The following is a 16501-nucleotide window of genomic DNA, read 5'->3' as shown; positions in this document are numbered from 1 at the left end:
TCTTTGGTTTATTGAAATCTTTTAATTTCCTGTTCTAATTCTTTCCTCTTCATTACCTGTCGCTCTTTTTTCAATCTTAATTTTTTTATTTCCAAACTTATAAGAAACATTAAGCTGGATAGATTGCGTGTCATAATAGTATTTCCCTTCTTGATAAACACCGTTTACTGTAGAACTTATATTATCTTTTTCAGTTCTGAATATATCGTTCCCTTTTAAAGAAATCTTCAAATCTTTATTTAGTAAAAAATATTGAATCGTAAGTGATAAGGAATTCATTGCATTTCTATGATAAATGCCATCAATTACAGGAAAACTATACCAGTAACTTAAATTGAAAAGGATCGTTTTATTTGAATTTAGAATTAAATCATTGCTTGTTGAGATACGAGAATTAAATCCTTTTTGCCCCTGTACAATTGGTAAAGTAGATTGAGAAATTGCGTAACTTAAATCAAACGCATTACTACTTGTCCACCATTTGAATTTATCGAATGTATAATTTTCCGAAAAACCAAATCGCTTTGTATTTATATAGTTTTCATTTGTAAACCGAATAAAATTTGTATCTGGATCTGCTATTGGAATTTGAGAAAACAAATTATCTTCATAACTAAAATAGAGTTTACTTTCGATTTTTTTATACGTATAAGTTAATTCTGTATTATCTATAAAAGCTGGTTGCAAAAAAGGATTACCTTCTATGGTTTGAAAAGGATTAAGAAAATAAATATTAGGGTTTAAGTCATAAAACCTAGGTCTTTCTATTCTTTTACTATAACTAAATGTATAAGTAGAATTATCATTTGGGACGTACGATAAATAGACAGTTGGAAAAAGTTTAAGATAATCGTTTTTTGTTGATTGGTTTAAATTGGCTGCAAAGGTTTTAACTTGAGTTGCTTCCATCCTTAGTCCGAATTGAGTTTCCCAGTGCTCATTAATTTTTTTATTGCCTGAAAAATATAACGCCTCTACATTTTCGGTATATTCAAATTTATTTTGACTTAGAGGCTCTTCCTGAACAGGATTGTCAACTATGCCACTATTAAAAGCTGAAATATCATTAGTAGCTTTCGAATTTGATATTTTAGTACCAAAACTCAATGTAGCCCATTTTGTAGAGAAATCTAAATCTAATTTCCCTGATAAATTTGTAATATCCTGATTGTTGGTATTTATGCCGGCAAAATATTTTTGCGAATATGGATTCTCTATAACCGAGATACCATTATAACTTTTAACATCTACATTATTAAAATTAAAATAATCAAGGTTTAAAGTAATTTTTCTCCCTAAACTGTCAATTTTGAATTCATTATAAAAATTTAATGATTTAATATTTGGTTTTAATTCTATTTTGCCATCAGACTTTAAATAACGGATTATTTGTCCATTATCATAATCAGAAACTGGTAAATACGGGCTATCTGTCGTTAAACGGCTATTGCTATTAATTAAAAATTGAGTTCCAATAGTCCATTTAGGATTAATTTGATAATCTAAACTTAATTTTCCGTTCCTTCTGCTATATTTTGCTTTAAACGGAGAAATTGTGTACCATAAACCATCAGCAAAATAAGCATAATCATCCTGATTAACATACTTTGCCCCATTAGTATAATTTACAGATGATGAAAGACTTAATTTATTCTTGTTATAGTTAAAATTTCCCATAACAGTTTCATCACTATATTTCTTTTGAAGATAAGTAACTCCTACAAGAGCATTCCATGAATCCTTTTTTGCTTTTTTTAATTTTATATTAACTAATCCACTATTGCCGGAGGCTTCATATTTAGCTGGTGGTGTTGTAATTACCTCGATACTTTTAATGGCGTCAGATGGTATTGATTTTAAATAATTTGCCAGATCTTCCTCAGAAAGTTGAACTATTTTATCATCAATCATAACAGACAAGTTACTTTTGCCAATCATACTTATCTGATCATTTTGTACTTTAACGCCCGGAGTAACTTTTAGCGCTTCTAGTGCGTCACTACCTGAGGCATTAATTGAATTTTCTACATTAAAAACCAATCGGTCTACTTTTCGTTCTACCAGCTTTTTTTTACTTACAACTGTAATGGTTTCTAATTGATTTACATTTTCAACTATTATAATCCCCATATCTAAATGATTGGTCAACTCGATACTCTTTGAAAATAAGATTTTTTTTGCTTGTCGAATTTGCAATTTATACGACCCTGTTTGTACTTCTACCGCGAAATCTCCATTTTCGTTAGTAAGCTCACTTTTTACAGCTACAGAATCTTTGTTTATTAGTATAATTTCAACAAACTCAACAGGACTATTTGTTGAAGTAGTAACTTTTCCGATAATTTTTTCAGTAACTTTCATCTGAGCTGATAGTGTTATACTAAACAACATTAATACTGCAAATAGGCTTTTTTTCATTGTACTTGTAATTCTATTTTATTATCTGATAATGGTCAGATTACATTTATTTTTAATTAATTATCAAAAAATTATATCGTAAATTTCTCAACCTCAACACCACTATCTTTCTTATTATCAATACTATATGCTATATAAATATTTTCGATTAAAACAGCCTGTTCCTCTAATATTGTATTTTTGAATAAATCGTTTATAGAAATTTTCACTTCAAATTCTTTATGTATTAAACTAATTAATTTTGTCGCGGTTAAACTATTTCCTCCTAATTCAAAAAAATTATCTTTTATACCTACCCTTTCTATTCTTAAAACCTCAATCCAGATTTTTGCTAATTTTTCTTCAACTTCATTTCTTGGGGCAACATATTCAATATCTGAGATTAATAATGAATTTTCAGGGTTTGGCAATGCTTTTCGGTCAATCTTTCCATTGGGCGTCAAAGGCAAATTTTCCAATTGCATAAAATAGGCAGGTATCATATAATCTGGTAAAAGATCTTTTAGATTTGATTTAATATTCGAAATATTAAGTTCCTGGCTGCTTATTATATAAGACACTAATAGCTTATTACCGTTTTCATCCGTTTTTACAAGAGCAATCGCAGAATCAATCAAAGAATTCTTTAATAAAGCATTCTCTATATCTCCAAGCTCTATTCTATACCCTCTAATTTTAACCTGATTATCATTTCTTCCTAAAAATTCAATTTCTCCTTTTTCATTCCATTTTCCCAAATCACCAGTTTCATATAATAAAGTGTCGTTCTTAAATGGATTTTTAATGAATTTTTCTTTCGTTAACTTCTCATTTCTATAATATCCTTTTGCCAATCCATCTCCTGCTATATATAAAGCTCCTATTGTTCCTTTTGGCTTTGGATTTAGAAATGAATCCAGAATATATAATTGGGTATTATTTATTGGCATACCAATATTTGATGCATCTTTAGGATGTTTTATTTTTTTTACACTAGACCAAATTGTGGTTTCTGTAGGCCCATACATATTCCACACTTCTAAGCTATTGGCAATAAGTTTCTTTGCTAATGCTTCGCTCAATAAATCTCCCCCGCATAGTACTTTTAGTTCTTGATTTCCTTGCCAGTCTGCATTAAACAACATCTGATAGAAGCTTGGCGTTGCCTGAATTAATGTAGGTTTAATCTCTTCTATTTTTTGAATAATTAAATGAGGTTCTGATAAAACTTCGTGACTTGCAATGTATAATGAAGCTCCTGAAAATAAAGGAACAAAAAACTCTAGTATCGAAATATCAAATGAGTAGGTTGTTACTGAAAACAAGGTATCTTGCGATGTAACTCCCGGATTTTGCTGTATACTCGTCAAAAAATTAAGCAATGAATGATGGCCTATTTCGACTCCCTTTGGATTTCCTGTGGAACCCGAAGTATAAATTATATAAGCGGTATCATTAGATGAAATTGATTTACAAAAAGTACCACTAAATTCATCAATTTTATCAAGAATACTTTCTAGTATAATTACCGATATTCCATCAACTTTTTCTAATTCAAAATCTTTCTCGCTAATGAGAGCTTTAGTTTCACTATTATTAATTATGTAGTTTAACCGCTCTTTTGGAAAAGTAGGATCTAATGGAATATAACATCTTCCTGATTTCAATATTCCTAATAGAACAGGTATCATGGTAGCAGACCTGTTTAACAAAACGCCAATAGGTGATTTATCATCGTCACCATAAGCAGCACTAATATACTGCGCTATTTGGTTTGATAATTTATTAAGTTCAAAATAGGTATAAGATTTAAAATCATCTTTTACAGCTTCTTTTTCCGGTGTTTTATTTACTTGCTTTTCAAATACATCTAGTAGCGTTTTATCCTTCAGATAATCAAATTTTGTATCATTAAATGTTATTAATAATTGATTTGTTTCGTCTTCGGTCAGGTATTTTAATGAACTTATGGCAACTTCAGATTTTGATATAATGCTCTGTAACAGTATTTCCAGATGGTTTAAAATAGTTGCAGCAAATTGTCTTTCGTAAAGATCTGTATTGTAAACTAAATTTAGATTTAGTCCTTCGGCTGTTTCTTCAAAAATAAATTCAATGTCAAATTTACTAATAGCATCTTCTTCGGTTTCATAGGCCTTTATAGAAACTTCGGCTGTTTTTTGAATATTAACTTTAAGATTATCGGTATTCACAAACGTAATCATTACATCAAATAATGGATTGCGGCTCATATCTCTTTTTAGCGGCAAATGATTTACTAACTCGTCAAATGGATAAATTTGATGTTCGTATGCACCAAGGGTAACATTTTTTACATTTTCCAATAACATTCTAAAGCTATCACTTGATTCAAATTGAGTTCTTAAGGCTAAAGTATTTACATAAAACCCTATTTGATTTTGTAAATCTATATGATCTCTTCCTGCTATTGCAGTTCCAATTATAATATCTTTTTGATCCGTATATTTATACAACAGCAGTTTTATTGTTGCCACTAATCCCATAAATAATGTACTTCCCTGAGATTTGCATAATGTATTGAAATCTTTTAAAAGAACTGAATTATAAAGTTTTTTGACTGACTTGCCATTATAGGTTTTAATTACCGGTCTTGTTTCAAAAGTTGGCAAATCCAAAACTGGAATGGGTCCTTCAAACTTTTGTAACCAATACGATTTATGACTCTCTGCAGTATCTTTTTTTAATTGCTCTTGTTGCCATGCAGCAAAATCCTTATACTGAATTTTTAATGCTGGTAATGTATTCCCAATTTCTTGTCTGGAAGCAGTATATAATGTAAATAAGTCATTAGTCATCACATCGGCCGACCATCCATCACTTATAATGTGGTGCATCATAGCTATAAATAGGTATGTATCCTGACCTGTTTTTAATACTTTGGCTCTAAGCAAAGAATCAGATGACAGGTCAAAACTATATCCTGTTTCTTTTTGAATAATTGATTTTACTTTTTCTTTCGAATTTTCTTCACTACTTAAATCCTCATAATAAAGTTCAAACTTAGCGTCCTCAATCTTTAGAACAACTTGCCTCACTTGTTCATTTTCTTCTCTAAACACAGTTCTTAATGATTCATGACGATCAATAAGTAACTGAAATGCTTTTTGTAAACAAGAAATAGACAAATTACCTTTTAACTCAAAAACGCTAGGCATATTATAGGCCTTATTTCCTCCATCAAATTGGCTTAATAACCACAATCTTCGTTGAGAAGAAGATAAGGCATAATTAGATTGCTCTGCTATTTTTGAAATAGAACTATATGTTCCTTTTTTAGCTGTTTCAATTATTTTTATTTGATCTTCTAAAATCATATTAAAAAATAAATTATTGAATGTCATTTTTACATCGAATACTTTATTTATAGAATTTAATAATTTTGTTACTTTCAAACTATGCCCGCCCAGTTCAAAGAAATTATCCTTAAGCCCAATTTTTTCAACTCCTAAAACCTCTTGCCAGATTGCTGCTAATTTTTTTTCCTGATTATTTTTAGGAGCAATATATTCTACTCTTACAATATCTCCCTCTGTTATTTCCGGAAGGGCTTTTCGATCTATTTTTCCATTAAGAGTTAAAGGCAAAGCATCCAAAATAATGTAAAAACCCGGAATCATATACTCCGGCAGTCTTTCTTGAAGAAAACTTTTCAATTCTGCTTTATCAATAATTATTGTAGATACCAGATAAGCAACCAAAACTTTCTCTTGCTCATTTTTTAATTCTACCACAACTTGTTTTAAAGCATCAGAATACTGAAATATAGTGTTTTCTATTTCACCCAATTCAATTCTGTATCCCCTGATTTTTACCTGATTGTCTTTCCTGCCTAAAAATTCAATATTTCCGTTTGGTAACCAATAGCCAAGATCACCTGTATCATACATTCTTTCTCCTGTTTGAAAAGGATTTGCGATAAACTTCTCTGATGTAAGCTCTGGTTTGTTTAAATAGCCCTTTGCAACTCCTTTTCCGCTAATAAAGATTTTACCGGATACACCTATTGAAACTAGTTGCTTTTCTTCATTCAATATATAAATCTGGGTATTCGAAATAGGTGAACCAATTGGAATACTATCTGAAAATTTATTTATTTCATAATATGTTGCACAAACAGTCGTTTCGGTTGGTCCGTAAGAATTATAGATAGAAACTTTATCCCAGATTTTATTTATATAATCAGGTTTTAAGACATCTCCTCCGCTTATAATTTTTTTCAAAGAAAATAGATTGTTATTTGAATTTGAATTCAAAAAATCAATCATAAATGGATTTGTACTCAATAAAGTAATTTCATGTTTTTCACATAATGATAAAACAGAATTAAAATCTTTATTATCTTCAACTATAATTAATTTTCCTCCTATATTTAAAATCGGAAAAATTTCCTCTATAGAAGTATCAAATGATATTGTTGATTGACTAAGAATAGAATCCGATTCATTGACCTGAAAGTAATTTAAAAAAGTAATTACATAATCTAACAAAGAATTATGCTGAATCATAACCCCTTTTGGGTTTCCGGTAGTTCCTGAGGTATAAATAACATAAGCCAGATGATGTGCCTTATTATTATTTTCTATATTTCGTTTCGAATACCTGTTTTCGATTTCATTATACCTTTCTAATGCCGCTTGGTCTACAACAACTTTACAATTACTGTCTCTCTCAATATATGCTATTCTTTCCTGCGGATAATTAATATCTATTGGTACATAAGCTGCCCCGGATTTTAATATACCCAGAATAACAATAATCATTTTCTCGCTTCTATCCAGCTTTATTCCAACTAAATCATCTGGTTGAATACCCGTATTTTCTCTTAAATAATGTGCGAATTTATTGCTTTTTTCGTTTAGTTCTCTGTAGGTTAATTCTATTTCATTAAATATGATAGCTATATTATTTGGAGTCTTTTCTACTTGCTCTTCAAATAAATTCGTGATCGTTTTCTCTTTAGAATATGCTGCTTCGGTAGTATTAAATTCAACTAATAATTGTTGCTTTTCAGCAGGCATCAAGTACTCAGCGTCCTGAATTAATTTTTGAGGTTGCTCTAATAATTCTGAAAGAAGATTTTCGAAATGGGGAAATATTCTTTCAACAATATAATCATCATAAATATCTGTATTATATTCTATCGTAAGGTTTAATCCATCTGTTTCAACAAAGGTGAAACTAATATCAAGTTGAGATGTTTTATTTTTAAAATCATAATCACTAATTTCAATATTTGAAAATTCTTCAGTATTCAGATTTTTTAACTGCTCTTGATTTTGCAATACAACCAAAACATCAAATAAAGCAGAACGGCTGGTATTTCTTTTTAAATTCAATTTCTCTACTAACACATCAAAGGGATAACTTTGATGGTCATAAGCTCCCAATAAAGTCTCCTTTTGCAAGGCTACAAAATCTATAAAGCTACTTTCTTTTTGTAATTGCGTTCTGATCGAAAGTGTATTTAAATACAAACCCATTTGATTCTCTAAATCCGGATGTTCTCTTCCTGCAACCGGAGTTCCTATTATAATATCATCCTGACCTGTGTATTTATGCAATAGCAAATTTATTCCTGCCAGTAAAGTCATAAACAAGGTAACATCCTGTTCTTTCGAAAAAGTCTTTAATTTATGTAAAAATGCTTTTGAAAAACTATGTGTTAAGCTATCCCCATTATAGGTTTGAACTAATGGTCGTTTTTTAAAACTAGGCAAATTTAATACTGGAAATTCGCCTTCAAACTTTTGCAGCCAATATTGTTCGGCACTCTGATTTTTTTCTTCTTTTAACTCATTATTGAGCCATACAGCATAGTCTTTGTATTGAATACGCAACTCAGGTAAGTTTATTCTCTTTCCTGTTAGTAATGCATTATATGTTTTTACAACTTCGGCTATTAAAATTTCAATAGACCATCCATCTCCAATAATATGATGCAGTGATAAGAAAAACACATATTCGTCCTCATTTAACTTGATTAAAGAAGCTCTTATAAGTGGTGTTTGTTCTAAATCGAAAGGTTTAACATTTCTCTCTTGTAAATAATCTGCAATTTTTTCTCCTTGATTGTCTACTAAAGAAAAATCCTTTTCTTCTATCCCAAAATCTACTTGCTCGCCAGATACAACATATTGACGAACCTCACCTTCGGGATTTATTTTAAAATAAGTTCTTAAAATTTCATGGCGCTCAATTAATAATTGAAACGATTCTTTAAATTTATCAGCATTTACAGCCCCTGTTAATTTAACCGCAGCTGGCATATTATAAGCCAAAGAACCACCCTCTAACTGACTTAATATCCATAATCTACTTTGTGAAGCCGTTAAGGGATAAGATTCTGATGCTGATACTTTTGGTATTGCTGTATATTGATTCTCGTGTAAACTTACACTTAAACCTTTAATCGTTGGGTTTGCAAAAAAAACTTTGAAAGATACCGTTTTACCTAACTGCTTTTGGGTTCTGTTAATTATCTGAGATACTATCAAGCTATGTCCTCCTAATTCAAAGAAATTATCTGTAACACCAATTTTGGCTATACCTAAAACCTCTTGCCAAATTAAAACTAAGCTTTCTTCTGTTTCATTTACCGGGGCCACATATTCTGTTCTTATACTATCATTACCAGTAATATCTGGCAAAGCTTTTCTATCTACTTTCCCGTTTGGAGTTAAGGGCAGTTTCTCTAATAATATATAAAAACTGGGAATCATATATTTCGGCAATTTCTCCTGAAGAAAACTTCGAAATGCGGATTTGTTTATATAGCCAGCCGAAACAAAATAGGCAACCAACACTTTTTCCTGATTATTTTCTTTTACCTCAACAGCAACTTGTTTTAAATCTGTCGAATATTGCAAAATTACATTCTCAATTTCACCCAATTCAATTCTATATCCTCTAAGTTTTACTTGTTGATCCTTCCTTCCTAAAAACTCAACATTTCCTTCCGGTAACCAGCATCCTAAATCACCGGTATCATACATGCGCTCTCCTTCTATAAAAGGATTTACAATAAATTTTTCATCGGTTAATTCTAACTTCCCTAAATAACCTCTCGCTAAACCAGTACCTGATACATACAATTTACCCGTAACACCAATTGGTACAAGTTGTAATGCATCATCTAATATATAAATTTTTGTATTTGCTATCGGCCTTCCAATAGGAAGGCTTACCTTTTCAAAATCTTTTGAAGTTGCTTTGTAAATCGAGACACAAACTGCACATTCAGTAGGTCCGTATGCATTATAGTAATCAATTCCCGATTTTATAACTTCTATTGCTTTTGTAGAATTGGCAGATTCTCCAGCTGTAATAATACATCTCAATCCTGAAATATCATTCTCAGATAATAATCCCAAATAGCTTGGCGGAAAAGTGACTACTGAAGCTTTTGTTTTCTTTAAAAATTTTACAAACTCAATTTTATCTTTTATAGTTTCTTCTGTCGGAATACATAATGTGGCTCCACTGTACAAGCTCATCATAATCTCAGATATAGAGGCATCAAAAGCAACAGATGCAAACCATACCACTTTGTCATTTTCTAAAATTTCAAAAGATCTAATTTGGTCTAGAGACATGTTTACATTTCCCCTATGCTCAATTAATACTCCTTTTGGATTTCCAGTAGAACCTGATGTGTAAATTATATAGGCAAGATCTTTAGACAAAATATTTTTATTGATATTCTCTTTACTATTCTTATCTAAATTTATGGATTGAAGCGCTATTGTAACACAATTATCAATAACAACTTCGTCATCACAAATTAATATTTTTAAGCCGCTATCTTTTATTAAATAGTCTATTCGTTCTTGCGGATAATGTGTATCGATTGGCATATAAGCCGCACCTAACTTTAATATTGCCAATAAAGAAATAATCCCAAAATCTGATTTAGCCAGAAATACACCAATAATGCTCCCTGAATTAATGGTATAATTAGCCTCAATATAATGGGCAAGCTGATTCGCTTTTTCGTTTAATTCAGAATAAGTTAATTTCGTTTCATTAAATATAACTGCAATATTATCTGGCGTTTTTGTTACTTGTTCTTCAAATAAATCCACAATTGTCTTATCCAGCGGATAAGCAATATTTGTATCATTAAAATCTACTATTAGTTCGCTCTTTTGTTCTTCTGTCAATAACGAATATGCAGATAAATCAAATCCAATATATTTTTTTAAATTGACTAAAAAATAAGTAAAATGCTGAACCAGATATGCAATGATTTCCTTTTTTACAAAACCATCCAGATAAGCAACTTGAATATCAATATCATTATTCTCACTGATTTTAATATCAAATAAAAGTCCTTTACAATCAAAGTCCTTTTCAGAATTTACATTAATCCTAAAATTCGAAAAAACGCTTAAATCAATACTATCATTAGTTTGAAATGCCTTATTATTATCATTCTCAAAATGTTTTAAGCTTTCTAAAATTTCATCTTTACAGTTTTGTAGATATTCCTTAAAAGATTTGTTTATATCTAAAGGGAATGAAAGAAGTAATGATTTATCCTGATATTTAAAATTTGACACAATATAACCATCAAAATCACTTATTAGTCTCTTAAGTAAAAAAGAATAAACAGCAATTATAACAGTATAATTCGCTACGTCATTATTACCAGTAAGTTGATTAAAATACAAAAGGTCACTCCCATTAATACGGGCATTTAAAACACTTTCTTTTTGTCCTGAAAATTGAATATTTTTACTTCTATTCAATATTTTCTTCTTCCAATACTTTGATGCTAAATGAAAATTATTTAATACTTCGTTAGTATTCATACATTAAATTAAATTTTTTGCTTTTCCATTTTTAAACATTTTTAAAATTTAATTCCCTGCTTATTTAAGGCGTTCAGGATAAAGTTTTCTATTATATTTAAACTATAGTAAATTGGTTATCAACAATGCCAAAACTAACGTATGAAATGTATTACATACAAATACATACTCTCTACATTTATAAATTTCGAGCCTTTATTTATAAAAAACTTCTTTTATATCTCTTAACACATTGATATACAATCACTAATAAAATGCAATTTTTATAAGCATTCTCTTTAAAAATTTTACTAAAAAACAATAATATTCTCTATTTTTGGCTAAATATTTTTTTACAATTTTCCATGTTTTACTCTATTTATGACCCAACCTGAAACTAATTTTGATTTTTTTTCTTCCTTTATTATAAGAGTTCCTTCTTTCCCTTTTAGTTTTTTTCAAAATCTTACAAATGGAACAATCATAGACGATTATTCTATAAAGGAATTATTAAACGATAATCAGATTAAAGAATCTTTATTTTTAGCATCTCCTGAATTATATAATGAAGTAGAAAAATGGATTTCATCAGAGAATTACGCTGCTGATAAAGCGCGTAAAATAAAAATTTCAATCTTAAAATATTTTATTAGAATGTCGACCAGATGTACACCTTTTGGTCTTTTTTCTGGTTGCGGTTTTGGTGAATTTGACAGTAAAACCACAATCAATATTGATAATAGTAAATCTTTTTATAGAAGAACTCGTTTTGATATGCAGTTCATTGTTAATTTGGGAAATGAATTGCAAGCAAATTCAATAATCCAAAACAAACTTCTTTTTTATCCAAATACTACTTTATATAAATTAGGCGAAGGGTATAGATACATCCAATATACATTAGATCAAAATATCCGAAAATACTCCCTCGAAGCCGTAAAACGAACTCCATATTTAGATTTGGTATTAGAAAATTCATTTTTAGGAATTTCTAAAATTAAATTAGCCAATCTTTTAATATCAGATGAAATCAGCGAAATTGAAGCTATCGAATATCTTGAAGAGTTAATAAGTCATCAAATATTAATTTCAGAATTAGAATTAACACTTACAGGCGATGAGTTTTTCAATACATTAAACGACTTGACAAATGGTTATCAAGAACTTAACTCAAACAAAGAACAAAACCAGCTTATAACTAATAATCCAGATAAAAACAATTTACGATTAGATTTCAATGCACTATCAGAAGAACTATTAAAAATCGATACACTGCAAGAAGCAACGATTTTGCATTATAAAAAAATTGTTCAAAACTTAAGAAATACAAATTTATTATTTAGTGAAAAATATCTATTTCAAACCGATTTATTCCTTAATTCAGATGATTTCCAACTAGATGAGAATTATAAAAATGAATTACTAAACGCCATAGAACTTTTAAATAAAATTTCCAGAACACCCCAAAAAACTAATTTAGAAAAATTTAAACAAAATTTTAAAAAACGCTATGATACTGAATTCATACCATTAGTTAAAGCCCTGGATCTTGAAACTGGAATTGGATATGCATCAAACAATGAAAATTTTGACGTAACACCTTTATTGGATAAGATTGATATATGTAAAATAAAAAATGAAGGTCAGGTAATTTTGGATGAAATAGAAAAAATAATTCACCATAAACTTAAAAATGCAATACTAAATAATGAAAACAATGTACAATTAAGTAATAAGGATTTTTCTGGTATTGATTTTTCTAACGAGAATCTGTCTACTACATTTTCTTGCCTTTTTGAAATTGTTAAGGAAAATGAAAAACAATGGATTGTGATTCAGAATATTGGAGGATCAAGTGCGGCCAATCTATTTGCAAGATTTTGTTACGGTAATAATGATATAAACGAATTAGCAAATCAAATTACAAAATATGAATCTGATATCCTTGAGGATAAAATTGTTGCCGAAATTATACATTTGCCAGAAGCAAGAACCGGGAATGTGTTAAGAAGACCAACTTTTAGATCTTTCGAAATTCCTTATTTAGCCAAATCTAATTTAGAATCTTCTAAGCAAATCGCTATTAGTGATATTATTTTAAAGATAAGTTCTGACCGCCTGATTTTATGGAGCAAAAAATACAACAAGGAAATTATTCCAAAATTGACCAATGCTCATAATTTTTCTAACAAGTCTTTACCAATTTACCAATTTTTATGTGATATGCAATTTGAAAATTGCAGACCTAATTTAGGAATTAAAACAGATAATCTGGAAAAATTATTTAGTTATTTTCCGAGGATAACAATTGGTAAATGTATTATTTCAAAAGCCAGATGGATATATACCCAAGAGCAAAACCCTGAACTTTTTAAAAAATTAAACTCAAAACATAAACTATATGATGAAAATATTTTGAGCTTAATTTCTGATATTTCTCCTTTCGAAAAAGAGAATTCATTACCTCAATATGTCTCATTACTAGATGGAGACAATACTTTACTTATAAATATGCAAAATAGTACTTGCGTAGAAATTCTATTGTCTACCATCAAAAATCAAACAAAATTTGTATTGGAAGAATATTTGTTTCCATCAGAAAAAATTGTTACAACAGAAAATGATTATTATGCAAATCAATTTATAGTTGGTTTGAAATTGAAGGAAAAAGAACTTAAAAATGAATAAAGTAAAAAGGACTTTTATCATTGGTGAAGAATGGCTCTACTATAAAATATATTGTGGTAATCACTCTTCAGATCAAATTTTAATTAATGAAATTCAAATAATTGTAGCTAAACTATTTAAACAAAATCTTATTGATCAATGGTTTTTTATAAGATATAAAGATCCAAATAATCATTTAAGAATACGTTTTCACTTAACCAAATTAGATGCAATACAGAAAATAATACAATTAATAAAATTACATCTATCTAATTTGGTTAAAAACGATATCGTTTATGATATTGAACTTACAACTTATAAAAGAGAGATAGAAAGATATGGTGAAAACACCATCATTGAGTCCGAAAAATTATTCTATCACAACAGCAAAAAGGTAGTTGAATTAATAAAGAACCTAGCTCCTGAATATGATGAAATTGCAAGAATTTTCAGCTCTTTAAAAATGATTGATGATTTATTGAAGTATTTCGAAATACCTTTAGAAGTTAGTCAGGAATTTGTACAAAATATGTATTTAAAATTTCAATTAGAACATAATGTACAAAGAGAAAACGTAAAAAAATTATCAGAATTATACACCAAAAACAAACCAGACATTTTGTTATTTATTAGTAAGCAACAAGATCCGGATTATTTGGATGGACTTACTGAAATAATTAAAATAAAAAAAGAAGAGATAAAAATTATAAAATCAATATTAACTAAAACTTCTAAAGACAACAAAATTAATTCTTTAGAATTAATAGACTCTTTTGTTCATATGAATATTAACAGAATATTTCGATCGAAGCAGAGAGAATATGAACTATTATGTTATGATTTCATGAACCGATATTATAAATCTATCAGATACAAAAAATGAAAAAATATATTTTAATCCTGTCACTCTTTGTCAACGGAATAATTTTCTCGCAACAAAATGACTTAGAAGCTTCTAAGCTAATTAAAAATTTAAGTTTTAAGGAATTAGATGAAAAAATTGAAAATTCGACATTAAACTTAAAAGATAAAATAGCGTACACGAATATTTATTATAAAAGGGCCAAAAAAGAAGGTGACATTTTTAGAATTTCGGATGCTATGTATTACAAAGCTTTGATTTATCCAGGTAAACCAATTCAGCTTCAATATGCAGATTCAATAATTTCACAAACCAAAAACGAGCCTGATTTTATTTATCCTGCAAGAGGCTATATGCTAAAAGCTAATTATTTTCAAATAAACCTGAATTTAAATCAAGCATTAAAAAATGTACTAATTGCTGAAACATTTTCTAAAAGCAGTGGGAATTTTGAACAAAACTTACTAATTAAAAGATACATTGGATTAATCAAAATTGAATTAGGAAGAGCTGAAGAAGCTCTGCCTTTATTTAAAGAAAATTTAGATTATTTTAAAAATAAGCCTAATAAAACATTAGATGTTATTTTTATTAAATGGGTACTGTCAGATATTTACATAAGATTAGATAAGGTCGATGTTGCATTATCATATATAAACAATGAATTATTAACGCTTACTGATAGTAATCCATATTATCCTTATTATATAATGTATAAAGGAATATGTTTGAATCTAAAAGCTGATTTTGTTCACAGTAAAGATTATATAGAAAAAGCTATAAACTTAATTAAGAAGACAGATGATTCTTTAAATCTGGCTATTTGTTATTATTATAAAGGAGAGAATATCTTTAAAACCGAAAAGAATACCGAAAAAACAATGCTTTATTTTGAAAAGGTTGATTCTATATTAGTTAAAACAAAACAATATTCTTGTGATGTAAGAGATAATTATATTCGTTTAATTGAAATCACCAAAATTAAAAAGAACGATAAAAAGCAACTGTACTATTTAAATCGGTTAATAGAAATAGACAATTATTTCAAGGCTAATAATATAATATTAACAAAAAATATTAGCAAGGATTATGATACGCCAAATTTGTTAGTTGAGAAAGAAAATTTAATTAAGCAAATAAAAACTGAAAATACTTTTTTTGGCATTATATCATTTTCCTTGATTTTAGGATTAGCATTTTGTGTTTTTTATGTAATAAAAATAAAAAAAAGAAACAGAAATTTTGAGAAGCGATTTAGTGAATTAATGGAAACTCCATTAATAGAAAAGTTAGACAACACCGAAGCGTTAAATGAAATAGAAGAGAATCAGGAAGAAAAAGAAAAGGCAATCGATTTACCCATTGAAATGGTAAACGAAATATTGAAAAAATTATCCGAATTTGAAACTAATAAAAGATATTTATTGCCAAATTTAAAACAAACTGATCTTGCTAAACAATTGGGTAGCAATAGTAGTTATTTATCTAAAATTATTAATTTTTATAAAGGAAAAAACTTCAGTCAGTATATAAATGATATGCGTATTGAATATGCCGTAAATAAATTAATAAAAGATAAAAAATTCAGAAAGTATACAATTAAAGCTATTTCTGAAGAAGTTGGTTTCAATAATTCAGAATCGTTTGCAAAGGCATTTTACAATAATACAGGTTTACAACCCTCTTATTTTATAAAAAAAATTGAAGAAAAGGAAAATAAGCCAATCGTAAAATATTAACTATA

Annotated in this window: 5 protein-coding genes; 3 read left to right on the top strand and 2 right to left on the bottom strand. The window is 28.6% G+C overall.

The window, feature by feature from the left end; genetic code table 11:
• Positions 1 to 21: 21 nt before the first annotated feature.
• Together ACQY44_RS03810 and ACQY44_RS03805 are read right to left on the bottom strand one after the other, a co-directional pair.
• Positions 22 to 2418 carry an outer membrane beta-barrel protein gene (locus tag ACQY44_RS03810; RefSeq protein WP_428229087.1) on the bottom strand — a complete coding sequence of 799 codons (2397 nt, stop codon included), beginning with the start codon at positions 2416 to 2418 and terminating at the stop codon, positions 22 to 24.
• Between the two features lie 71 nt (positions 2419 to 2489).
• The gene (locus ACQY44_RS03805) at positions 2490 to 11249 is read right to left on the bottom strand and encodes an amino acid adenylation domain-containing protein (RefSeq protein ID WP_428229086.1); all 8760 of its coding nucleotides are present in this window, start codon (positions 11247 to 11249) and stop codon (positions 2490 to 2492) included.
• Positions 11250 to 11609: 360 nt separating this feature from the next.
• On the opposite strand from ACQY44_RS03805, the gene ACQY44_RS03800 reads away from it, so the two are divergent.
• From ACQY44_RS03800 to ACQY44_RS03790, 3 genes are read left to right on the top strand one after another with little or no spacing between them, the layout of a single operon-like run.
• Positions 11610 to 13916: a lantibiotic dehydratase family protein gene (locus ACQY44_RS03800; RefSeq protein WP_428229085.1), complete on the top strand. Its 2307-nt coding sequence runs from the start codon at positions 11610 to 11612 to the stop codon at positions 13914 to 13916.
• Positions 13909 to 14778, top strand: coding sequence for a thiopeptide-type bacteriocin biosynthesis protein (locus ACQY44_RS03795; protein ID WP_428229084.1), 870 nt, complete (start codon positions 13909 to 13911; stop codon positions 14776 to 14778). Before ACQY44_RS03800 ends, ACQY44_RS03795 begins: the two co-directional genes overlap by 8 nt.
• On the top strand, positions 14775 to 16496 hold the full coding sequence (locus tag ACQY44_RS03790; RefSeq protein ID WP_428229083.1) for a helix-turn-helix domain-containing protein: 1722 nt from the start codon (positions 14775 to 14777) through the stop codon (positions 16494 to 16496). The genes ACQY44_RS03795 and ACQY44_RS03790 overlap by 4 nt, the downstream gene beginning before the upstream one ends.
• The last annotated feature ends 5 nt before the right edge of the window (positions 16497 to 16501 follow it).

The sequence above is a fragment of the Flavobacterium sp. genome, from assembly GCF_965277525.1.
Classification (GTDB): domain Bacteria; phylum Bacteroidota; class Bacteroidia; order Flavobacteriales; family Flavobacteriaceae; genus Flavobacterium.
The sequence above is the reverse complement of the archived record's forward strand: the minus strand, read 5'-3'. Positions and strand labels throughout refer to the sequence as shown.